The sequence below is a fragment of the Devosia soli genome, assembly GCF_000970455.1.
GTDB classification, from domain to species: domain Bacteria; phylum Pseudomonadota; class Alphaproteobacteria; order Rhizobiales; family Devosiaceae; genus Devosia; species Devosia soli.
In genome coordinates this window covers 201,706-222,905 of record NZ_LAJG01000024.1, presented here as the reverse complement: position 1 = coordinate 222,905, position 21,200 = coordinate 201,706, and the positions used below count along the sequence as shown (strand labels likewise).

Below are 21,200 nucleotides of genomic sequence, written 5' to 3'. Positions count from 1 at the left end.
CGCAAAGAGGGTTAATCGCGCGGTTTTTGCCGCTTGCTGAAAATTTAGAAGCGTTCTAATCATTGTTTGGAATCATTCTAATGTTGGGGCGCTCATGTTTACCCTTTGGCCGGACAATCGGCGTGCTTTCACCAGCCTTTCCGAACGCGAAATCCTGTCGCTGGCCATTGCCGCCGAGGAAGAGGATGGGCGCATCTATTCCGAACTGGCGGCGCGGCTTGGCGACACCTATCCGGGCTCGGCCTCTCTTTTGGAAGCCATGTCGGCCGAGGAAGACGACCATCGCCGCCGCTTGCTCGATATTTATGTCGATCGCTTCGGCAAGCGGCTCGTGCCGATCCGGCGCGAGCATGTGCGCGGATTCCTCAACCGCAAGCCGGTCTGGCTGCTCAAGACCCTGACGCTCGAACAGGCGCGCCAGCAGGTCTGGGAGATGGAAGAAAGCGCCTATCACTTCTATCTCGAAGCGGCCAAGCAAACCAACGATGTCGGCATCCGCAAGCTTCTGGGCGATCTCGCACGGTCCGAACGCGGCCATGCGGCAACGGCGACCAAGCTCGACGAAACGCTCCTCGGCGAGGACGGGCGCGACACCGAGAAGGACGAGGCGCATCGCCAGTTCCTTCTGACCTATGTGCAGCCGGGTCTGGCGGGGCTGATGGATGGATCGGTTTCGACCCTCGCCCCTGTTTTTGCCGCCGCCTTTGCGACCGGCGACACGCACCAGACCTTTCTCGTTGGCCTTGCTGCCGCGATCGGCGCCGGCATTTCCATGGGCTTTACGGAAGCCGCATCGGACGATGGCAAGCTGACCGGGCGCGGTTCGCCCATCAAGCGCGGCCTGGCAGCTGGTATCATGACGGCGGTGGGTGGGCTTGGGCACGCCATGCCCTATCTCATCCACGATTTCTGGACCGCGACCGGCATCGCAGCCGCCGTCGTCGTGCTCGAACTCTGGGCGATTGCCTATATCCAGAAGCGCTATATGCAGACCCCGTTCTGGCGCGCGGTCTTGCAGGTCGTCATCGGCGGCGCGCTGGTGTTCGGCGCCGGCGTCTTCATCGGCATGGCCTAGGCCAAAGCCGGACGACGCCAGCGCAGCCAGAGGAAGGCAGCGACGGCGAGGATGCAGCCGATCGCGAGGAGTGATGGGGTCCAGCCAGCATCGGGCCCGAAGAGAACCGCGTTCATGCGCCGTCCGGGTAAAAGCGTGAAGGCGCCAGCAAGCAAGAGTGCGCCGACATAGAGCGCCTGCATACTGCCGCGATGCCGCGCGACATCGTGGTGGACGATGATGGCGCGGAGGCCGTTGAACAGCGCGACAAAGGTGAAGATCGTAAACAGGTGGATCGGGCTGAACGGCCCGATCAGCCGGATTTCGTGAATGAAAAGCGCGCTGGTGGCGGCGATGAACATCAGGATCACCCAGACTGGCCCGAGCAGCTTGTGGAGCGCCGTGCCCTTCTTGCGCCAGAGCACGAAGCCGCCGATCGGCACGGCGAGGCTCGCGGTGAATGCATGGATCTGGATGGCGAAATCAGCGGAGAGCAGCGGGGCAAGGGTCATGGCAAATATCTGTCGTGGCTATGCCGCCAAGCCTTGGGCGGATAGATTGTCTCCTGCAAATGCCAATCCTTGAGCTGCATGCCCGCTTCGTGAACGACACCGTCCTGCAATCCACGCTTCGCCAGATGCAGGCCCTGATGCGCGACGGGCGGAGCTGGATGCTGCTCGCGCTCATGGGGCTTATCGCCGGGCTCGTCGGTCCGTTCGGGACCTATGAGGCCGTGCCGCTGGTGCCAAGGGTACTTTATTGGATCGCCGTCATTATCGGCACCGGGGCCATGGGCACGCTGGTGGCGGGGCTGGCCGAGCGCTGGCTCAAGAGGTGGTTTCCCCTCTCCGCCGCTGCGCTGATCGGCGGTGCATTGGCCGGGCCACCGATCATGGCGGTGGTTGCGGTGGTCAATCTTCTGGCGTTTGGGCCGGACACGCCCGTCGGGCTTCTGACATTGCTGATTTATTGCACCGCCATTGCTTCGGTGGTGACGCTGGCGAGCGCCTTGGTCGGCATGCGGCCGAAAGAAGCGAGTGTGGTGGTTGAGGCGCCGACTGTGCCGGCCGAGCCCATTTTGCTCGATCGTTTGCCGCGGCCGCAACGCGGGCGGCTGCTGCATATTGCCGTGTCCGACCACTATGTCGATGTGACCACCGACAAAGGCACCACGCTAGTGCTGATGCGCCTTTCCGACGCTATCCGCGAGACTGCGCCCGAGCCGGGACTGCAGGTGCATCGCTCGCACTGGGTCGCGCTTGCTGCCGTGCGCCGGGGATTTCGGCAGAGCGGCAAGCCGGTGCTGGAGCTTCACACCGGCACGGTGGTGCCGGTGAGCCGGACGTTTGTGGATGCGGTGAAGGCGGCAGGGTTGCTGGCTTAGCGCTCCGCCAAAATGCTTGCCGCCTTCGACCCGATCGCCATGGCCGGCGCATTGGTATTGCCCGAGACGATCTGCGGCATGATCGAGCAGTCGATGACCCGCAGGCCTTCGACCCCGCGCACGCGCAACTCGCTGTCGACCACCGCTGTCGGATCATCCGCCCGGCCCATGCGCAGCGTGCCGACGGGGTGGTAGTTGGTTTTGACCGTCTGCCCGCAATATTTTTCCAGCGCTTCGGGATCATCCATCACCGCCTGTCCGGGGAGCAGTTCGGTATCGATCTTTTCCACGAGCGGCGACGACTTCAGCAGTTTTCGCGCCTCGTGCAGGGCAGCGATGGTGAGGCGAAGGTCGTCGGGGTGACCGAAGAAGTTGCAATCGACCACCGGCTGATCGGCTGGGTTGGCCGAGCGCAGCGTGACGCTGCCGCGGGCCTTGGGGCGGAGAAGGCAGGAGGTGAAGGTGACGCCATAGGTGGGTTTTGCCGCCGAGACGTCGCGATCGAGATAGACGATCGGGGCGCAATAAAGCTGGATGGTCGGGCGAGGGCCGCCGTCGGGATCGAAGAACATGCAGGCTTCGATGCCGGTGGTGGTCACGGGGCCGGTATTGGTGAGGAGATATTGGAGGCCGTTTCGGATCATGTTCCAGCCGCGGTCCTGCCCAAAATAGCCGGATTTTCCTTTGGTCGTCGCGATAACCGGAACTTCGTGATGGTCCTGCAGGTTCTGCCCGACGCCCGCGACATCGGCGACGACGCCAATGCCATGCTGGCGCAAATGGTCGGCCGGGCCGATGCCGGAGAGCATCATCAGCTTGGCGCTGTTATAGGTGCCGGCGCCGATAAGCACTTCGCGCTCGGCGCGGATCGTGTGGCTTTCGCCGTTTTTAGTATAGCTGACGCCGGTGGCGCGGCCGTTTTCGATGAGGATCTTGTCGACGCGCGCTTCGGAAATGATCGTTAGCCGCTCGTCGCCCTTGAGCGGATCGAGGAAGGCTTTGACGGCGTCCGAGCGCTCCTTATAGCGGCCCCATTGCGCATAGGTGTGCTGCATGATGCCGACGCCGAATTGCGTCGCGCCGTTGAAATCGGGGTTCGGCTTGTGGCCCAGCGCCTCTGCAGCGGCGATGAAATCATGCGTCGTCTGCGTCGTGTAGCCGGGATCGGAGACGCGCAGCGGGCCACCTGCGCCGTGGAAGCGATCATGAAGCCGGGCATTGTCCTCGATGCCGGTAAAGTGGGGCAGTATGCCGTCATAGGACCATGATGGATCATTGCCAAAGCTTTGGGCCCAACCGTCGTAATCCTCTTTCTGGCCGCGCATATAGACCATGGCATTGACCGACGAACCGCCGCCTAAAACCTTGGCCACCGGCACGATCGGTGCGCGGCCGCCGAGCTGGGGCTGCGGCACGGTCTTGTGCATCTCAAGGAATGTGTCCTGCCCGAGATATTTCATATAGCCGGCGGGCATGGCCATGATGCGATTGGTCCGCGCCCGGCCGCGCTCGAGCATCAGGACGCGAAAACCGAAATCCCGGACCAGCCGCCAGGCGGCAACCGACGCAGCCGAGCCGCCGCCGGCAATGACGAAGTCGTATGTGGGCATAATATCTCCTCTTGCCTGGAGATTATGCGGCGGGAAGCAGGTCTTCTAGTCGGCTATCGAGGATTGTGCCCACTCGCGCGCATTCGCCGGCGATTTCACGGATGAAGTCGACGAGCATTGGGCGATCGAGCGCGGCGAGCGAGCGGACGACCATGGCCGTGTCGCGGTGGAGCGGTTCGGCATCGACGGGCTGGATTTCGACCAGCCGCCCGGCTTCAAGATCGTCGGCAATGGCCGATTGGACGAAAAAGCCGGTGCCTTCGCCCTTGATTGCGAGGCGCCGTGCCGGCCCGGTCGGCAGTTCGACGCTGGTCTGGGCCATGCGGGTAAAGGCCGATGCGCCTTCGGGCTCGACCTGCCACCAGCGGAGCGAAATGACCCGCGGCACGTGATCGAGAATGCTGGCCAGCGTCGGCCTCACCGGGAGTTTGGCGGCAATTTCAGGGGCGACGACCAGCGGCACGCGCTCGCGCATGGTCAGGAGCGGCACGAGATCGACGGCCAGCGGTTCGAGATTGGGCCAACAGAGAATGCCGAGTTCGGACTGGCGCTCATGCAGCATTTCGGCGATCTGCGCCTGCCGCCCCTCGTTCACCACCACATCGACGGAAGGGTATTTTTCCTGAAAGCGCAGGAGGCTTTCGGTGACCAGCGGCGAAACAAGACTGCGGAGCGAAGCAATCGTGATCCGCCCGCGCTCGACACGCCGCAGCGCTTCGCGTGCTTCCTGCGCCGTGCCGATCATGCGGCGCGCAAAGGGCAGGAAAGTCATGCCCTGATCGGTCAGGCTGACGGTACGGCCCCGCACGAAAAGCGAGACGCCCAAAAGCTGCTCCAGCGCCCGCATGCGCATCGAGGCCGTCGCCTGGGTGATATTGAGATAGGCCGCCGCCTTGGTAAAACTCTGCTCGCGAACGATGCGGTCAAAAGTGCGAAGCTGATCGAGGTCCATCGGATTGGCTTATAGAAGGCTGGTCAATAAGCCGGAATATCAGCCCTCGCATTGAAAGAGTCTATGCGTTGAATGGCGCATAACGGATTGCGTTATATAACGCCTAACGTTATATAACGCTTAGCGTTATATTCGTGTATGATCCGGAGTTTTGCCGATGCCGAAACCGAGTTGATCTGGAACGGGCGGCGCAGCCGAAAGCTGCCGTCCGACATTCAATCGGTGGCGTTGCGCAAATTGCGTCTGGTCAACGCAGCCAGAGTAATTGGCGACCTTCGCATTCCACCGGGCAATCGTCTGGAGAGCTTGAAGGGCGATCGTGCCGGGCGGTGGAGCATCGGCATCAACAACCAATGGCGCATCTGTTTCGTCTGGGACGAAGGAGGACCGAGCAATGTCGAAATCGTCGACTATCATGGATGAGCTTTTGCCCAACCCGCACCCGGGTGAAATTCTGCTCGAAGATTTTCTCAAACCCATGAGCTTGAGCCAGAACGGGCTCGCGCGTGCGATCCGCGTACCGCCGCGGCGGATCAACGAGATCGTTCTTGGTCAACGCGGTGTCACCGCCGACACCGACTTGCGACTGGCGCGCTATTTCGGCTTGTCTGAAGGTTTTTTCCTGTCATTGCAGACAGAATTCGACCTGATGCAGCGCCGTCGGGAAATCGGCAAGGACCTTGAGGCGATCGCGCCGCGCGCAGCTTAGCCCTCGCTATTTCGAGCCCGCGACTCCTCGGCGCGCGCGATCTTCTCCGCTTTCGCCCGTGCCGCGATTTCCTTGACCGCGTCGCCGAGGTGGGCTGTGCCGCGTTTTTTGGCGAGGTCCATCTGGTGCTGGCGTTCGGCGGCGGCCTCGTGCTTGGCGGTGTCGCCGGCGCAATAGGGGCAGGAGAGACCTTCGGCAAAATCCTTATGGTCTCGATCGGCTTCCGTCAGCGGATGGCGGCAGGCGCGGCAGAGCGTAGCACTGCCGAGTTCGAGGCCGTGGCCGACCGACACGCGTTCGTCGAAGACGAAACACTCCCCGGCAAAGCGGCTCTCCTCCTTCGGCGTCACCTCGAGATATTTCAGGATGCCGCCCTTGAGGTGAAAAACCTCTTCAAAGCCCTGGCTCAGAAGATAAGAAGAAGCCTTTTCGCAGCGGATGCCGCCGGTGCAGAACATGGCGACTTTCTTGTCCCGCGCCGAATCGAGGTTCTTGGCCACATAGTCCTTGAACTCGACAAAGCTTGCGGTCTTGGGATCAAGCGCGCGCTGGAAGGTGCCGAGGCCAACCTCATAGTCGTTGCGCGTATCGACAAGGACGACGTCGTTGCGATCAATAAGCTCGTTCCAGTCCTCCGGTTCGACATAGGTGCCAACACGTTTGGAAGGATCGGCCTCCGGCGCGCGCAGCGTCACGATTTCGGGCTTGAGCCGTACCTTCATGCGCAGGAACGGGGCCTCTTCGGCAAAGGAGTATTTTGTCTCCGCCCCTACCAAACGATCGCCGAACGGGCCGGAGACAAAAAGAAATTCGGCAAGAGCGTCGATGGCGTCCGGTGAACCGGCAACGGTGCCGTTGATGCCTTCGGGCGCCAGGATCAGCGTGCCCTTGATGCCGCCGCTGCAACAAAAGGCAGCGAGCGGCGCCTTGAGCGCTTCGGCATCGGGCAGGGAGGCGAACTTGTAGATCGCCATCACCTTGTATGGATGATTGTCCTGTTGCACACTGGCGGCAGATTTCGGATGGGGCGCGGTCATGGCGCGCTCATATCACCGGCTGGTCCCGGCGTCACGGGCACTTGCAAGCAAGACATCGGGAGGAGTTTTCGAGATGACCTATCGGGCCGATAACGCACGCTACGACACCATGAAGTATCGCCGGTCTGGCCGGTCGGGGCTGAAACTGCCGGTCGTCAGCCTCGGCCTCTGGCAGAATTTCGGTGGCACGCGGGATTATCCCGGCGCCATGGAAATTCTGGGTTATGCGTTCGATCAGGGCATCACTCATTTCGACCTTGCCAACAATTATGGGCCGCCGGCGGGTTCATCGGAAGAACTTTTCGGCAATGTGCTGGCACGCGATTTTCGCCCCTATCGGGATGAGATGATCATCTCGACAAAGGCGGGATACAATATGTGGCCAGGCCCCTATGGCGAATGGGGGAGCCGCAAATATCTCCTCGCGAGCCTCGACCAGTCGCTCAAGCGCATGGGTCTCGACTATGTCGATATTTTCTATTCGCACCGTTTCGATCCGGATACGCCGCTCGAGGAAACCATGGGCGCGTTGGCCCATGCGGTGAAATCGGGCAAGGCGCTCTATGTCGGCATCTCTTCCTATCCCGAAAAGGAAACGCGCGAAGCCCATTGCATCCTCAAAGACATGGGTGTTGCAACCACCATCCACCAGCCGAGCTATTCCGTGCTCAACCGCTGGATCGAGAACGACGGGACGATCGATGCCTGCGGCGAACTTGGCATTGGCATCATCGCCTTCTCGCCGCTGGCCCAGGGCGTCCTCTCAGGCAAGTATTCAAGCGGCAACAAGACCGGCACGCGGGGCGAAAATCCCAATGGGTCGCTGCGCGCGAGCCATGTCGAGCCGCGCGTGCTCGAGGCGGTCGATAAGCTCGAAGCGATCGCCCGTGCCCGCGGCCAATCCATGGTGCAATTGGCACTGTCCTGGGTCCTGCGGCGCACTGAAGTTACTTCGGCGCTGATCGGGGTGCGCACGCTCGATCAGCTCAAGGATAATCTGGGGGTGCTCGACAATCTCGAACTGACCCCTGAAGAGGTGCTTGCCATCGACGAGGCGACGCGCGAGGGCCAGATGGAACTGCACCCTCGCCCGCAGGGGTGGCTGCGCTAGTCGAGCAGTGAATTGTGGCAGGCGACACTGGCAAGATTGCCGCCCGCCATGGCATTGGGCACGTTCTGGCGCATGCTGCCGACATCGCCGGCGGCATAAATGCCGGGCACGGACGTTTCGAACATCTCGTTGACATGGATCACTTCGCCGATCGGCGTCGGGTCCATCTGGAGGGCGAGCTGGATATGAAAGTCGGCTGACGGCCTCTGCCGCGGCCCGGCAAAGAGCGCGTCGAGCCCGATCTCCTGCCCATCGGCCAGGGCAATCGCGGACAGCTGGCCGTTCTGTTGTACAACGCCCGCCACCTTGGGCTCGACGAGTTTTACGCCCTTGCGCACCATCCAGGCACGAAAATCGGGTTCGATCGGCAAGCCGTCGGCAAAAACGGTGAGATCGCCGGTCCAGTCGGTCAACATCGCCGCGACATGGGCCGAGATGGGCGCGAAATAAAGAACGCCGAGGCGGCGGTCGGCGACCTCGAAGCCGTGGCAATAGGGACAATGAAGCACCGACTTGCCCCAGCATGCGGCGAAGCCCGGCATATCGGGCATGATGTCGGTTATGCCGTGCGTGAGGATGATGCGGCGGGTGCGGATCAGTCCGCCATCGGCGAGCGCTATGATAAAATCGTCCTTTTCGCCGCCGATCGTCTGCGCCGCCGCAGTGCGAAACTCGACGCTGCGATAGATTTCGAGCTGTGCGCGCCCCTCCGCGAGGATTTCCGCCGGCGGCTTGCCGTCATGGCCCAAGATGCCGTGGGCGTGGCTGGCGAAGCGATTGCGCGGGCTCCCCGTATCGAGCACGGTGACCTTGCGGCGAGCACGCCCGAGCTGCAGGGCGGCCGAAAGCCCGGCAAAACTGCCTCCGATAATGACGACATCCTGCATGATCCATCTCCGTAGCCGGTCACGTAACTTTAGATGTTACGTATTTGGCATGGTGTCAAGCGAAGGTTTCGCCCCGATGGAGTTTGGCCTAGACTGACCGGCATCGACCAGTCCGTGGGAGGAAGCCATGCGTCGCTTGATCGCCTGTTTCGTCTTTGCCCTGGGAGGGCTTTCGCCGGTCCTGGCGTTCGACGCGCAAACCGAGGACGTCCTGAGCCGCCTCAAAGTGGGCAAGCTTGTGCCCATTGCCGATATCGGCACCCTGATGATGGCATCGGAGCGCTGGTGCTATCTCGAGGATCAGGGGACCTGCGTCTTGACCGATATCTATCTTGACGTGACCAAGGCCGGCGCCACCTTCGAGATCGGCAATGCCTGGAACCAAGACTACAACGTCATGTTCACCGATAGCGGCACCTTCGAGGATGGACGCTATATTTGCGAGACCGGCGCGGATTGGGTGCCGACCGTGCGCGCCGAGCGGCGTAGCGATGGCTCATCCGTGGGCGGGCGCGAACTCGCCCGGCTCAAGGACGAAATCGCTGCCGGACGAAGCAATGCCACGATCGATTGCTTCGACTATGTGCTCAAGGATTTCGACGAAAACGCCAAGACCATCAAGCTGCTGCAGCGCCAATTCACCGATGGCTTGACGGACGAGACCAATGATGTGCTGGTGACGCTGCACTTCGATGCCGAAGAGGCTGCAGCGCTCACCTGGGCCTATTGAAGGGTTATCGAGGGACCGAGAGACCCGTTTCGAGGCTCGCGATTCGCGCGTTCAACGTCTGGACTGCGGCGATCAGCGGCGCGATGAAGCTTGAATAGCGCAGCGCCTGCTGGCTGTCCCCGTCCTCGGGGTCGACCAGCACATGGCCGCCGAAGTCCGGCACACCGGCCGCTTCGACCGCGGCAAGTACATCCTGGGCGAGAAGACCATAATGCACCGCCGTCTCGTTTTCCGTTTCCCGCCAGCGATAGCGCACGGGTTTTAGAGCAAGGATGAAATCGAGCCCCAGATCGGTCGGCGCGATCTCGGTCTTGAAGCGCGCGTCCGAGGTCTGGATCGTGCCGGTGGCCGACCAAACCGCGCTCCAGCGCGCTCCGCTGGCGCCGAGCGTCTGGGCATTGTCGGTTGCGGGTTTGACGGCACCGGCAAAGGTGGCACTGCCATCGTTGGCAAGGGTGAGTGCGTTGATCCAGGCGCTGCCGTCTGCACTGACCTTGATGCGCCAGGCATTGTCGCCCATCAGCCCCATTTCGGCCCGGCCCGAAAAGTTGGCCTGAAAGAGAAGGCTGGCGGTGTCGGAAGCGGCCGCCTTGTTGAGCTTGAGCTGATGGCCGGCGCCGGCATGGGTAAGGAGCGTTGCGGGGCTCGAAACGGCGAGGCGGTTGGTCGTGTCGGCGCTGGCATTGATGCCGAGCTGCGGCAGGCCGGAGCCGATGGCGGCAATCGCGATCCAGGCTGTGCCCGAAAAAACCTTCAGCGTGCCGGTCGCCTTCTCGAAAATCAGCCAGCCGGCGGCCGGATCGTAAAACATCCAGGCGCCGGCCTGCCAGGCAGCGATTTCGCTTGCATGCCCGGCCCAGGCGCCGGTCGCGCCCGCCGGCACGATCCAGGCTTCGGCCTCCATCGGGCTTGCCGGTGGGGCGGTGATCGTGGCGGCTTCGACGCTCGCCTGCACGAGGAGGTCGAGCCGCTGCAGGGCTTCATTGTGGGTAATATGCTTGAGGGCCTGGCCGCTGATGATCTGCGGCAGGGCGAGGCGGGGCGTGCTGTCCATCTTTATCTCCTTGGGGGAAGGTGGCGCCAGTGTCGCCCGGCTGCCGAACCCCGGGGACAAGCGGGACAGATTGGCCTCTTTTCTTTGCCCGCCGAGCCTATAAGAGAGGCGGATGCACAAAGGTCCCGAGACAAGGCAATGACCGATCCCATCCACATCGTCCTCGCCTTCGACGACAATTTCTGGGCGCCCGCCTTTACGGTCATGCGCTCGGTTTGCCTCACGACGCATCGGCGAAAGGACCTGGTCTTCCATCTCCTCCACATGCCGGTCACCGACGAGCATCGTCATGACATCGAGGGTATCGTGCGCGAATTCGGCGCCAGCCTTCGCTGGTATCCGCTGGCCGATTCCGAGCTTTTCGATTTCGTCGTCGCCGGCTTGCCCACCGGCGCCCGCTGGCCCCGCATCGTCTATGCGCGCCTGCTCATGGCAGACCTCCTGCCGGCCGAGCTCACGCGTGTGCTCTATCTTGATAGCGACATGCTGGTGCGCGCCCCGATCGAGCAGCTTTACGGGATGGACCTTGGCGGGAAACCGCTCGGCGCGGTGCAGGATTCGCTCCAGCCCTTCATCATGGGAAGGCGCGACATGCGCCAGAATATCGGCATCTTCGATACCGCCGATTCCTACTTCAATTCAGGCATGATGCTGGTCGATCTCGTTCAGTGGCGCGAGATCAACGTCAAGGCCGAGATCGCGGTGATCGCGGCCAAGGGCTGGATCGAAAGGCTCTACTATGACCAGGACATGCTCAATCTCGTCTTCCGCGATCGCTGGCAAAAACTGCCCTGGCGCTGGAACACGATCGACGCCCACCTCGCCCATGAAGCGCTCGACCCGGCTATTCTGCACTATACGCGCGAAACCAAGCCCTGGGGGCTTTTTGCCGGCATGCTCCGATCTTCGGCCTATTCGCGCTGGTATCGGCACGTGATGACCAACGAGCTCTTTTATCGCTTCATGCGGCATCGCTGGCGCCGCTGGTGGCTCAAGAAACTGCGGCTGGCGCGCTGATGGCCATGCATGTCGCCTTGACCTTCGACGATAATTTCTGGGCGCCGGCCTATGCCACCATGCGCTCGGTTTGCCTCTTCACCCATCGCCGCCCGGAGCTGGTTTTTCACTTGATGCACCGAACGCTGACGGCAGAGCATCGGGCAGACCTTGAAAAAATCCGCGATGAATTTCCGGTCGAGCTGCGCTTTTACGATCTGGACCAGTCCGAGATGTTCCGCGACATCGCGGCCCGCATGCCGGAAAACAAGCGGCTCTCAAACATCGTCTATGCGCGGCTTCTTATTGACCGGCTGGTCGGGCCGGATGTCACCCGCGTGCTCTATCTCGATTGCGACATGCTGGTGCGCGACGACATCGGTGCCCTCTTCGATCTCGATCTTGAAGGCAATGCCATCGGCGCAGTCCGCGACCCTGCCGGCGCCTTGATCACCGGACAGCGCGATCTCCTGAAGAATCGCGATATTTTCGATCCTGCCGACCCCTATTTCAACGCCGGGCTGGTGCTGATCGATGTCGCGCAATGGCGCGAAGCCGATATCGTCGGGCGCATGGAAGCGGCGCATGCGAGCGGGGTGATGCAGCGCATCTACTATGATCAGGACCTGCTCAATCTGATCTTCAAGAGGCGTTGGCTGAAGCTGCCCTGGCGCTGGAATGTCGTCGACGCCCGCCCCGCGCATGACGGCATCGACCCGGCGATCGTCCACTATACCGGCGAAACAAAGCCCTGGAGCGTTTTCGCGCACACCTTTGGCTCGGTGGCCTTTGCCCGGGTCTACCGGCATGTGATGACCAATGAGTTGTTCTACCGGTTTGCCCGGCACCGCTGGAAGCGGTGGTGGAAGAAGAAGCTGGGGCTCGGGCGGTAGGAGACGATTGCGCTCGCGCCCTGTTTCGGCTCAAGCGCAAGTCAGCCCACGCTTGCCGGATCGAGGCCTTCCTTCGCACAAAGCTTTGCCAGCGCACTTCCGGTTTCCGGCAGCGGCAATCCGGCCCGGCCGCGATCCGTCAGCTGGCTGCGCCAGAGGTGCACGCCGAGCGTTTCGGGCTTGATCGCCGCTTCGAGTGTCGATCCGGCTTTCATCAGTGCCGGAATGCCCTCATAGGGCACGGGATAAAACACTGCCGAAGGCCGCACCGCGTTGGTCAGCCCGTGCTTGCCGACGAAATGAGTGAGCGCCATCGGCCCGGTCGCGCCATATTGCATATGTTCCGGGGTGACCCGATCCCCGACGAGCCGGCGGATCGCCACCTCGACGCGGCGCAACGGCGGCAGATGTGGCTCGAACAGCGGCCGCTTTTCCGTTTCGAAGACGGTGAGAAGATCGGCCAGCAGGGGTGCATCGGGCCGCATGTAGAGCACTGCGCCATTGACCGAGCCGGGCCGTTCCCAGGCAAAGAGATAATCCGGCAGGTCCACGATCGGCCGCACGCAATAGATGTCGAGGTCGGCATAGATGCCAAGCCCGGCGCGCAGGGCGGCATAGCGGAAATGGTCGGAGAAAACGCCCGGCGTGCCGCGCCCCTTGTAAAAAACCAGCTTTTCCTGCGGCAATACGGCAGCGGCATCGCACCACTGGGCGCCATCGGGCAGGTTCCCGATCGGCTCATAGGAATAAACCTCGACCCTGTGTCCCTGCCGCGCGAAAGAGGTGATGCACAATATTTCGAGCCAGCTCATCGGGCCGTGCCAGAAGCTGACAATAGTGGGAAGAGTCATGGCGCCAAAAGTCCTTTGGCGCTCCCTAGGATTGCCCGACGCTTTTGGCAAGAAGTTTGCCGATTTGGGCTTCGAAGCCAGAAAGACGCTCGGCTGTGACGCTTTCCGCCTCGTAAAGTGCGAGCATTGCGAATTTGGCCTGCGGTGCACAGACCCGTACCAGCGCGGTCTTGAGAATTTTCCGAACCGGACGAAGCATGACCAGCCGATCGATCCACCAGGGCGAGCCAAGCGTCGTCACCACCGTGACGGACTTCAGATTGGTGAGGAGCGGGGTGATGGGCGTGCCTTGGGCATAGGCAAATCCCGGCGCCCAGACGCGATCGAACCAGCCCTTGAGCATGGCCGGCATCGAAAACCACCAGGTGGGGAAAACAAGGATCAGGTGCTCTGCGGCCTTCAGCCGCTCCTGGAGAAGTGCCACATCCGGGAGGGTCAGCGGATCGGCGGCATAGGCGCGGCGCTCTTCGATTGTCAGCGCCGGCGAAAAACCAAGCGCATAAAGATCGAGCCGATCCACCGCGTGTCCGCGCTCACCGAGCCATTGGGCGATGCAGCCTGCCAGATGGGCGTTGAGGCTATCGGGAAGCGGATGGCACTGCACCAGGTGAATTCGCACGAAAGCCCCCTCAAAACCAGACCGCCGCCCGGGAAAAGTCGGACGGCGGCACTTTGGGTAAGCCGGGCGTGTCGGTCAATTCGCCGCGGCGCGCCGCCGGTATTCGCTCGCGAGGTAAAGCACGCCGAGCGCGAAGGCGATACCGATGCCCACCTGCAGCCAATCGATGCGGCTGATGAGATCGAGTGCGTAAGCCACGCCCGAATTGACATCGACACCCATAGGACCATCGGCGATCCAGGTATCGACCATGCCAGCTTCCCGCATCGTGGCGCGATAGGAGAGGTAATGCCAGGTGCGTGTCTCGAACGGGTGGAGACCCCCCAGAGTCACCCATTCGACCGTTGCCGCCAAGGTCGGCAAGAGCAGCGAAAGCGGGATTGCCCAACGCCCGACGACAACCGCCATGGCGCCGACCAGCGCCATGAACGGCAGGTACCAGAGGAGCGAGACGAGAAGCTGGACGAGTTCGATCAGTGCCACATTCCAGAAGATGGTGACGAGACCCAGAAGGCTCGACATCGCCGCGGTGCCATTGATCATCATGGCGATCTGGGCCGTCGCCAGCATCAGCGCCATCGACAGCAGCACCACCGCATAAACGGCGCCCGGCAGGATGGTTATCGCGGCAGCCAGCTTGGCCAGCAGCATGCGGAAATCGCTGACCGGCATCGACTTCCAGAACAACATGGAATTGTTGCGCTTGTCTGCGGCAAAGCCATCGGCGCAATAAAAGAACAGCACGGCAAGAAGATAGAGGCCCCAGGCGACGCCCAGCACCATGGCCGGCCAGAACAGCACGACGCCAGGCAGCATGGTCGCCATCGAGCCGGTTATCCGCACATCGACGCGCCCGACGGTGAAGGCGAGCACCGTCATGGCGACAACGACGGCAACGAGGAGCAGTGGGCCAATGAAGAAAGCGCCGCGGTGTTCGATGAACTCGCGATGGACGAGCGCTGCAAAAGCCTTCATCGGGCGGTCTCCGGATTGGCAGTCGGACGCTGCATCAGCGCGACGAACAGATCGCTCAGCGTCGGGGTCGAGACCTTGCCGAGCGGCTCGAGTTTTTCGCGCGGTACCCCGTCGAAAATGAAGACGGTCTGGCCAAACCGCGTTTCCTCGTAAACCGGCCCGAGCGCGCGGGCTGCGGCGTGCGTTTCTGCCTCATTGGCAACGAGCTGGGAAAATTTCTCGTTCACCGTCTCCATCTGCATATGGAGGATCAGATCGCCATCGCGGATGAACATGATGTCGGAGAGCATGAACTCGATCTCGTCCACCTGATGGGTGGTGATGATCAGCGTCCGCTCCTCGGTCATGTAATCTTCGAGCAGCCGCCGGTAGAAGCGCTTGCGATAGGTGATGTCGAGCCCGAGCGTCGGCTCGTCAAGAACGAGGAGCTTGGCGTCGATCGCCATGACCACGGCGAGATGGAGCTGCGCCATCATGCCCTTCGAGAGGGTACGGATCTTCATTTCCGGCCGGATATCGGTGCCTTCGAGAAAGCTGCGCGCCTTATCGGTCGAAAAGTTGGGGTGAATGTTGGAGAGCAGCGCGAAAAGTTCCCGCACGCGCAAGAAGCGCGGCAGGCTCGCGACGTCGGAAATGAAGGCGACGTTTTCCATCAGGTGCGCCCGCCGCGCGAAGGGGTCTTCGCCGAGCACGCGGATCGTGCCTTCATAGCTCGTCAGGCCAAGCATGGCGTTGAGCGTTGTCGTCTTGCCCGCGCCATTGTGGCCCACAAGGCCATAGATGCGGCCGGCCGGAATATCGAAATCGAGCCCGTGCAGGATTTCCTTTCCGCCGAATTTCTTGCGGAGGCCGCGGGCAGTGACGACGGGGTCGATAATGGTCTCACTCATGGCTTTGGCTCCGATGCGAGAGGGGCGAGAAGAGAATTGGGATCAAGTTCGAGCGCCCTGATCTGGGCGATGATGCGCGGCCAATCCTCCTTGAGGAATTTGTCGCGTTCATTGGCAAGAAGCGTCTCGCGCGCTCCCGTGGTGACGAACATGCCGAGACCCCTTCGTTTTTCCACCACGCCGATATCGACCAGGGCCTCGAACGCCTTGGTGACCGTCAGCGGATTGACCGAAAGCTCCGCCGCGATCTGCCGGACGGAGGGCAGCGGATCGCCCTCCTTGACCGACCCGCGCAAGATCATCTCGATCAGCCGCTGCCGTATCTGCACGAAGATCGGCTGGCTCGTGTGAAAATCGTCCATGTGTCGTGCCTATATAGTGTGCTATATGTGTAGCACACTAAAACGGTGGGTCAAGGTGGAGAATTTGTTCTAGCCGACTAGCACCGGCGTCTTGCAGGCGACGCCATAAACCCTGAGATCGGCTTCGCCGACGCCAAGCCCTAGCGCGGAGAGAAGCGCGTTGACGACGGCATCAAGCGGCACGGCGAGGGGGGAGATCAGCGTCTTGACCGCCTGGATGAGGACCGTGTCGGGCGCAATGCCGAGCCCAAGTACCGAAATGTTGAGGCTGAGCGAGTTGACCAGCGATTGGGTCAACGAGGTCACCATGGTGCTGGTTCGCGCTGTCTTCCGGCGGGCCTGCCCGATATTGTCGGATGAGAAATGCAGAGGGATCGGTGTGGTCTGCATGACGCGTACCTGCCCCGATGCGCTGATCTTGAGCAGCACCGCGTCGAGAATGCGGGTCGGGGCGAGCGGCAGGGGGGCAGCGAAATCGCGCATCTGCGCATTGCCGACCTGCCCGACGGCAAGGGTCAGCGGGCCGGGAACGACCGCGATATCGGCCGTGCCGTGCGGATTGGCGCTATCGGGGCAGGTGGCGGCCGTGATGACGGCCTCGGCATTGGCAAGATCGAGCCAGAGCGGCAGGCGGAGCAATGCGTTCTGGAGGACGAGGCCGCCGAGAAACTGTGCATCGATGCGCAGCCGCGCCTGGCTCGTGCGTACGACATCGCCGGCATGTCCAATCGAAAGCCAGCCGCTGCCCTGTGCCGGCTCACCGATGGCCAGCTCGACGGTCAGCGCCGCGATCCCCGGCAGATTGCCGCCGAGCCCGAGGGAGACTTGCTTGCTGCCATCGGCCACCGCCGCAGCCGCCGATAGAATATCGAGCGCAGAAGTCTTGAGGCTGAGCACGGCCGCCCCGCTGCCTATGCCGAGGCGCGCATAGCGGTCGAGGTTGAAGAGTTTTGCGAGCGGCACGATATTGCCTGGCCCCGCCCGTGCGACAGTGTCGAGCAAGAGTTTCTGCGCGCCGGTCGCAACGCTGGAAAGCGCAGCCGCGATATCGCCCGCCCGCGCCTCGCTTCGCAAAAGCGTATCGTAACTCCCCGCCGTGACATGAAGCCGTTGCGCCAGCGCATCGAGAAAGCGGAAGACATCGACATCGGCACTGGCAAGTCCGGAATAATCAAGCGCAGAGAGCGAGATCGTCGTGCCAAGAAGGCTCCCGAGCGCTCCGTTGACGACGCCGCCATTGAGGCTGGCGAGCCTGGAGCCGAGCGAGAATTGCACCTCCGGGGTCACCGATGCCGTGCCTTGCGCGGAAATCACCGGCGCCGATGTCGTAAAGGCGCGGCCGAACTCGTAGGAGCCGACGTGCTGGAAGGAGACGCGCACGGCATTGAGCGGTGTGCCGTTGGGGATGAAGCGATCCTCCGGCGGCCGCCTCTTGTCTCCTTCATAGCGGCCGGCCTCGACGACGAGCCCGCTCGAAATGTCGTAGCCGGCATCGAGAAAAACTTTCCGCGCCAGAGCCACGGCATCGCGCGGAGCGGCGGCGGCCGTAATGGCTGCCAGATCGACGGTCGATTGCAGCATGCGCCGCGCGTGATAGAGCGTCGCCACATCGATCGAGATGGCGCCGATCACGCCGAAAAGCGAAAAGGCGACGGCAAAAAGTATCGCCATATTGCCGCTCTCGTCCCGCCAGAGGTTCATATCCCGCCCTCGCGGATCGTCGCGCCGTGGCTGAGATAGCGGCCGGGCGTCGGCAGGGGCGGATAAAGGTTCCAGATCGGCAGCTCGATCGTATCGTAGCGCAGCAGCACCCGGTATTGGGTCGGATCGACCGGATCGTCGCCGATGGCATAGGTCAGGTGCTGCCGGTCGATCAGCAGATATTCGTGCGCATGCAGATCGAGATAGCGCCCGACAAGCACGTTGCGTTCGTTCTCGTCGAGCCCGGAAATGGCGATCCGCGCCGCGTCGGCGGCCAATTGCTGCAGGGAATGGGCGGCGCCGAAATAGAGCCCATAGGCCACCATGCCGGCCAGCATCAGCATATAGACCGGCGACAGGATGGCGAATTCGATGGCCGCTCCGCCGCCGGTGGCGCGACCAAAGGCGCGGAGGGCTGTCATGACCATCCTCGGGACCATTGCGGTGCCCGATCATCGCGCATGGGGGTCAGGCGGCGGTGAACCCGCCCTTGCGGCCTATTCCCGAGCCCCGATCGGTCAATTGCTTACGCGTCTCAGCTTTTCTTCGGGAGCAGGGCCGTATAGGAGAGGAGAGCTTTTCGGAGTTTTCCTTGGCCGGCACTGCCCGAAATTTCCTGTTTGCGCTCAATGACGAGGACGTGGCGCTGAGCCGCCTCTTGCTGACGGCGCGCTCGGTCACCGGCTTCATGGATGGCGCGCCGGGGGCGGCGCTGCCCGGCTGGCATGCCGTCGGCGCCGACAACCGCGCCTTGCTCGAAACCCTTTATGCGCGCCTCGAAGCGACCTACCCCCATGCCGGCCAGCCATTCTATGCGGTCCGCCTCTGGACCAACCTGATGTGGCAGCCAGCCTATCTTGCCGTCATTGCCGTCCATGTCCATGGCGCCGTTCCCGATCTTCGTGCCCTCTCGCAAGCGGTCAAGGGCATCGACGTCAACGGCTTTCGCCTGCCGCCCGGCCTGCAGTTCACCGGCGACCTCGAAACCATGCTCGCCCGCACCGGCGCTGAATTGCGCTCTATCGCCGATGGCGTGCTGGCCGAAATCAATGGGGTGACGAAACTCAAGCGCATACCCGCGCTCCGGCTGCTTGCCGATCGCATGCTCGGCCTCATGGTTCGGCTGCGGCACTATGTGCCCGGGCTCGCGCCGGATGAGCAGAAGCGGGTCAGCGATCTCTGGCTCGCGGCCATGGGCCTCACCGGCCAAGGCGATCTCGAGGCCATTACGCTCGGCGATGGCACGCGCGTGATGGTGACGGCGCGAAAAGGCTGCTGCCTCGACTATCTCGCCTTTCCCGACACCTATTGCGCCTCCTGCCCCAAGCAGGACGATGCCCTGCGCCGCAAGCGGCAATGGGAAGAGGCCGAAGCCGAGCGCAGCGCGGCGCTCTAGGCTTCAGTCAAAGACTTCATCGGGATAAACACCCCAGATTTCTTCCTGGCGCACGAAGCCGGAATAGTTGGCGCGTTCGCCCGGCTGGCCTGCCGAGACCGCACACCAGGTGCCATCGCATTCCGAGATATTGACGCGCACGCCCGGCGCGAGACGCGCCCGCACCGCGGAATCGTCCGTCCGGTCGGCCTGCATGGCCACTTCGCCATTGGCAACGAGGGGCGTGACATAGCCCGCGCGCGTGCCGACCAGAAGGCTCTGGTGCACCCAGCCCTCGGTGCCGTCCATGTCACGGATCTTTCGCCAGGTGTCGAATTCCTGGATGATTTCGACCGGCACGCCGGCAACGGTATAGTTCCAGGCGATATCGTATTTGGTGCCCGGCCCGACCCGAACATTGATGGGGTTGGAGCGCGTGGTCACGAAGCGCGGCAGCTTGAGACCCGAAACCGATTCGGCCTGGGCGAAAACTGCTGGCGCGCCGAGGCCGAAACTGGCGAGGACGATCGGCAGGACGGCCAGAAAACGCGGGAAAAAGAAACGGGCACGGCCCGAACTGGCGTGCGAAATGAACATGACTTTGCAGACGGATTGGAATTGCCCTATCACTACGCCATGATCCTTAATGGTCGATAAAGGATAGGCTTGCGCCTGTTCCCAAGGCCCGGTCGCAAGGTCCGCATGACATCGAGCAAACCGAAGATACTGGTCACTCGTCGCCTGCCGGAGACCATCGAAGCCCGCATGGCGACGCTGTTCGAAACCGACGTCAATGAGTCGGACCAAACCCTGACCGCCGAGGATATCCTTTCCGGCATCCAGGGCAAGGATGTGCTGGTCTCGACCATTACCGACCGGATCGATGCCGATCTCATCCGCCGCTTGCCGCCCTCCGTGCGGCTCATCGCCCAGTTTGGCAATGGCGTCGACAATATCGATCTCGAGGCGGCCTGGGCGGCTGGACTGACTGTCACCAATACGCCGAGCGTTTTGACCGAAGACACCGCCGATATGGCCATGGCGCTGATGCTGGCGCTGCCGCGGCGGCTCGTCGAAGGCACCCAGCTGCTGCTGCGCGATCGTGCCTGGGCCGGCTGGTCGCCCACGTCCATGCTCGGTCATCGCCTGCGCGGCAAGGCGCTTGGCATTGTCGGCATGGGCCGCATCGGCACGGCTGTCGCCCAGCGCGCCCGCGCCTTCGGGCTCACCATCCATTATTATTCCCGCAATCGCCGCCCCCCTGCGGTCGAAGAGCCGCTCGGGGCGACCTACTGGCCCGATCTCGATGCCATGATCGAAGCGGTGGACCTCGTTTCGCTCCACACACCGCTAACGCGCGACACCGCCAATATCCTTTCGGCCGCGCGTCTCGACCGGCTCAAGCCCGGCGCTTATGTGGTCAATGTCAGCCGGCCCGAACTGGTCGACGAAATCGCCCTCATCGAGCGGATCGAATCCGGGCGCCTTGCCGGAGCCGCCCTCGATGTCTTCGACAATCGCCACGGCATCAATCCCCGGCTTCTGGTCCTGGCAGAGGTCAATCGCGTCGTTTTGACCGGCCATATGGCTTCGGCAACGCTCGAAGCGCGCATCGAAATGGGCGAGACCGTCATCGTCAATATCCGCACCTTCATGGACGGTCACCAGCCGCCCCACCGGCTCCTGCCCGACACGCCGGTGGCGCGGGCGCGGGGGTAGGGCGGGTGCGTCCCCGCCATCCCTATCACTGAGCGTCCTTGAGGCTTGACCCGAGGGCCTGTCGCCAAAGGCGAAACTGCGGTGGCGCCCGCACCGGCCTTCGGATCAAACCCGGGGGCAGCATGGTGGGTGGTGTGACTTGGCTGGTACGACCTTAAAACCGGTGGTCACCCCCTACCAGCCTCCCCCTTGATGGGGGCGGCCGGGAGGGAGTGCCATGAGCCACGATTCCCCGGCGCCGCCATGTGTTGCAACTTTCCTTCAGCCCAGACCCCAACCGTCGCTTCTCGC

General features: G+C 62.6%; 24 protein-coding genes. 10 read left to right on the top strand and 14 right to left on the bottom strand.

Annotated elements, in window-relative coordinates:
- The first annotated feature begins 94 nt into the window (after nucleotides 1-94).
- Nucleotides 95-1,075, top strand: a complete 981-nt coding sequence (gene mbfA, locus VW35_RS14625; RefSeq protein ID WP_046143792.1) for an iron exporter MbfA — start codon at nucleotides 95-97, stop codon at nucleotides 1,073-1,075.
- Here mbfA and VW35_RS14620 read toward each other — a convergent pair.
- Nucleotides 1,072-1,566 carry a DUF2306 domain-containing protein gene (locus VW35_RS14620; protein WP_046143791.1) on the bottom strand — a complete coding sequence of 165 codons (495 nt, stop codon included), beginning with the start codon at nucleotides 1,564-1,566 and terminating at the stop codon, nucleotides 1,072-1,074. The two genes, mbfA and VW35_RS14620, sit on opposite strands and share 4 nt — an antisense overlap.
- Nucleotides 1,567-1,625: 59 nt before the next feature.
- On the opposite strand from VW35_RS14620, the gene VW35_RS20700 reads away from it, so the two are divergent.
- Nucleotides 1,626-2,438 carry a LytTR family DNA-binding domain-containing protein gene (locus VW35_RS20700; RefSeq protein WP_052951752.1) on the top strand — a complete coding sequence of 271 codons (813 nt, stop codon included), beginning with the start codon at nucleotides 1,626-1,628 and terminating at the stop codon, nucleotides 2,436-2,438.
- Here VW35_RS20700 and VW35_RS14610 read toward each other — a convergent pair.
- Both VW35_RS14610 and VW35_RS14605 read right to left on the bottom strand, forming a co-directional pair.
- Nucleotides 2,435-4,048, bottom strand: a complete 1,614-nt coding sequence (locus VW35_RS14610) for a GMC family oxidoreductase (protein ID WP_046143790.1) — start codon at nucleotides 4,046-4,048, stop codon at nucleotides 2,435-2,437. The genes VW35_RS20700 and VW35_RS14610 overlap by 4 nt on opposite strands.
- A 22-nt stretch (nucleotides 4,049-4,070) precedes the next feature.
- Nucleotides 4,071-5,000 (bottom strand): LysR family transcriptional regulator, encoded by a 930-nt coding sequence (locus VW35_RS14605; protein ID WP_046143789.1) that lies wholly within the window; start codon nucleotides 4,998-5,000, stop codon nucleotides 4,071-4,073.
- Nucleotides 5,001-5,138: 138 nt separating this feature from the next.
- Between VW35_RS14605 and VW35_RS14600 the strand changes: the two genes are divergently transcribed.
- Nucleotides 5,139-5,423: a type II toxin-antitoxin system RelE/ParE family toxin gene (locus VW35_RS14600; protein WP_046143788.1), complete on the top strand. Its 285-nt coding sequence runs from the start codon at nucleotides 5,139-5,141 to the stop codon at nucleotides 5,421-5,423.
- A complete protein-coding gene (locus VW35_RS14595) occupies nucleotides 5,395-5,709 on the top strand; it encodes a HigA family addiction module antitoxin (RefSeq protein WP_046143787.1) in 315 nt (104 codons plus the stop codon). Before VW35_RS14600 ends, VW35_RS14595 begins: the two co-directional genes overlap by 29 nt.
- On the opposite strand, the gene trhO is transcribed toward VW35_RS14595, so the two are convergent.
- The gene (trhO, locus tag VW35_RS14590; protein ID WP_200896901.1) at nucleotides 5,706-6,746 is read right to left on the bottom strand and encodes an oxygen-dependent tRNA uridine(34) hydroxylase TrhO; all 1,041 of its coding nucleotides are present in this window, start codon (nucleotides 6,744-6,746) and stop codon (nucleotides 5,706-5,708) included. The genes VW35_RS14595 and trhO overlap by 4 nt on opposite strands.
- A gap of 73 nt (nucleotides 6,747-6,819) precedes the next feature.
- Here trhO and VW35_RS14585 point away from each other — a divergent pair, with 73 nt between their 5' ends.
- Nucleotides 6,820-7,857: an aldo/keto reductase gene (locus VW35_RS14585; RefSeq protein WP_046143786.1), complete on the top strand. Its 1,038-nt coding sequence runs from the start codon at nucleotides 6,820-6,822 to the stop codon at nucleotides 7,855-7,857.
- Here the strand turns inward: VW35_RS14585 and VW35_RS14580 are convergent.
- Nucleotides 7,854-8,744, bottom strand: a complete 891-nt coding sequence (locus VW35_RS14580) for an NAD(P)/FAD-dependent oxidoreductase (protein ID WP_046143785.1) — start codon at nucleotides 8,742-8,744, stop codon at nucleotides 7,854-7,856. The genes VW35_RS14585 and VW35_RS14580 overlap by 4 nt on opposite strands.
- A gap of 127 nt (nucleotides 8,745-8,871) precedes the next feature.
- Here VW35_RS14580 and VW35_RS14575 point away from each other — a divergent pair, with 127 nt between their 5' ends.
- Nucleotides 8,872-9,474, top strand: a complete 603-nt coding sequence (locus VW35_RS14575; protein WP_046143784.1) for a hypothetical protein — start codon at nucleotides 8,872-8,874, stop codon at nucleotides 9,472-9,474.
- A gap of 4 nt (nucleotides 9,475-9,478) precedes the next feature.
- On the opposite strand, the gene VW35_RS20695 is transcribed toward VW35_RS14575, so the two are convergent.
- On the bottom strand, nucleotides 9,479-10,528 hold the full coding sequence (locus VW35_RS20695) for a DUF2793 domain-containing protein (protein ID WP_052951751.1): 1,050 nt from the start codon (nucleotides 10,526-10,528) through the stop codon (nucleotides 9,479-9,481).
- Between the two features lie 138 nt (nucleotides 10,529-10,666).
- Here VW35_RS20695 and VW35_RS14565 point away from each other — a divergent pair, with 138 nt between their 5' ends.
- Together VW35_RS14565 and VW35_RS14560 are read left to right on the top strand one after the other, a co-directional pair.
- A complete protein-coding gene (locus VW35_RS14565; protein WP_046143783.1) occupies nucleotides 10,667-11,545 on the top strand; it encodes a glycosyltransferase family 8 protein in 879 nt (292 codons plus the stop codon).
- Entirely contained in the window at nucleotides 11,515-12,417 is a 903-nt protein-coding gene (locus tag VW35_RS14560; RefSeq protein ID WP_046143782.1) for a glycosyltransferase family 8 protein, read from the top strand. Before VW35_RS14565 ends, VW35_RS14560 begins: the two co-directional genes overlap by 31 nt.
- A gap of 41 nt (nucleotides 12,418-12,458) precedes the next feature.
- On the opposite strand, the gene VW35_RS14555 is transcribed toward VW35_RS14560, so the two are convergent.
- The 7 genes from VW35_RS14555 to VW35_RS14525 form a co-directional block, all read right to left on the bottom strand.
- A complete protein-coding gene (locus VW35_RS14555) occupies nucleotides 12,459-13,268 on the bottom strand; it encodes a glycosyltransferase family 32 protein (RefSeq protein ID WP_046143781.1) in 810 nt (269 codons plus the stop codon).
- A 25-nt stretch (nucleotides 13,269-13,293) separates the two neighbouring features.
- On the bottom strand, nucleotides 13,294-13,887 hold the full coding sequence (locus VW35_RS14550; RefSeq protein ID WP_046143780.1) for an NAD(P)H-dependent oxidoreductase: 594 nt from the start codon (nucleotides 13,885-13,887) through the stop codon (nucleotides 13,294-13,296).
- Between the two features lie 75 nt (nucleotides 13,888-13,962).
- The gene (locus tag VW35_RS14545) at nucleotides 13,963-14,862 is read right to left on the bottom strand and encodes a hypothetical protein (protein ID WP_046143779.1); all 900 of its coding nucleotides are present in this window, start codon (nucleotides 14,860-14,862) and stop codon (nucleotides 13,963-13,965) included.
- On the bottom strand, nucleotides 14,859-15,752 hold the full coding sequence (locus VW35_RS14540) for an ABC transporter ATP-binding protein (protein ID WP_046143778.1): 894 nt from the start codon (nucleotides 15,750-15,752) through the stop codon (nucleotides 14,859-14,861). The genes VW35_RS14545 and VW35_RS14540 overlap by 4 nt, the downstream gene beginning before the upstream one ends.
- Nucleotides 15,749-16,114: a GntR family transcriptional regulator gene (locus tag VW35_RS14535; protein WP_046143777.1), complete on the bottom strand. Its 366-nt coding sequence runs from the start codon at nucleotides 16,112-16,114 to the stop codon at nucleotides 15,749-15,751. The genes VW35_RS14540 and VW35_RS14535 overlap by 4 nt, the downstream gene beginning before the upstream one ends.
- A 69-nt stretch (nucleotides 16,115-16,183) precedes the next feature.
- Complete coding sequence (locus tag VW35_RS14530) at nucleotides 16,184-17,815, bottom strand: TadG family pilus assembly protein (protein WP_046143776.1); 1,632 nt, start codon at nucleotides 17,813-17,815, stop codon at nucleotides 16,184-16,186.
- Complete coding sequence (locus VW35_RS14525; protein ID WP_244465910.1) at nucleotides 17,812-18,237, bottom strand: TadE/TadG family type IV pilus assembly protein; 426 nt, start codon at nucleotides 18,235-18,237, stop codon at nucleotides 17,812-17,814. The genes VW35_RS14530 and VW35_RS14525 overlap by 4 nt, the downstream gene beginning before the upstream one ends.
- Nucleotides 18,238-18,407: 170 nt before the next feature.
- Here VW35_RS14525 and VW35_RS14520 point away from each other — a divergent pair, with 170 nt between their 5' ends.
- On the top strand, nucleotides 18,408-19,211 hold the full coding sequence (locus VW35_RS14520) for a siderophore ferric iron reductase (RefSeq protein WP_046143774.1): 804 nt from the start codon (nucleotides 18,408-18,410) through the stop codon (nucleotides 19,209-19,211).
- Nucleotides 19,212-19,214: 3 nt separating this feature from the next.
- On the opposite strand, the gene VW35_RS14515 is transcribed toward VW35_RS14520, so the two are convergent.
- Complete coding sequence (locus tag VW35_RS14515; protein WP_052951750.1) at nucleotides 19,215-19,787, bottom strand: SH3 domain-containing protein; 573 nt, start codon at nucleotides 19,785-19,787, stop codon at nucleotides 19,215-19,217.
- 105 nt (nucleotides 19,788-19,892) lie between these two features.
- Between VW35_RS14515 and VW35_RS14510 the strand changes: the two genes are divergently transcribed.
- The gene (locus VW35_RS14510) at nucleotides 19,893-20,909 is read left to right on the top strand and encodes a 2-hydroxyacid dehydrogenase (protein WP_046143773.1); all 1,017 of its coding nucleotides are present in this window, start codon (nucleotides 19,893-19,895) and stop codon (nucleotides 20,907-20,909) included.
- The last annotated feature ends 291 nt before the right edge of the window (nucleotides 20,910-21,200 follow it).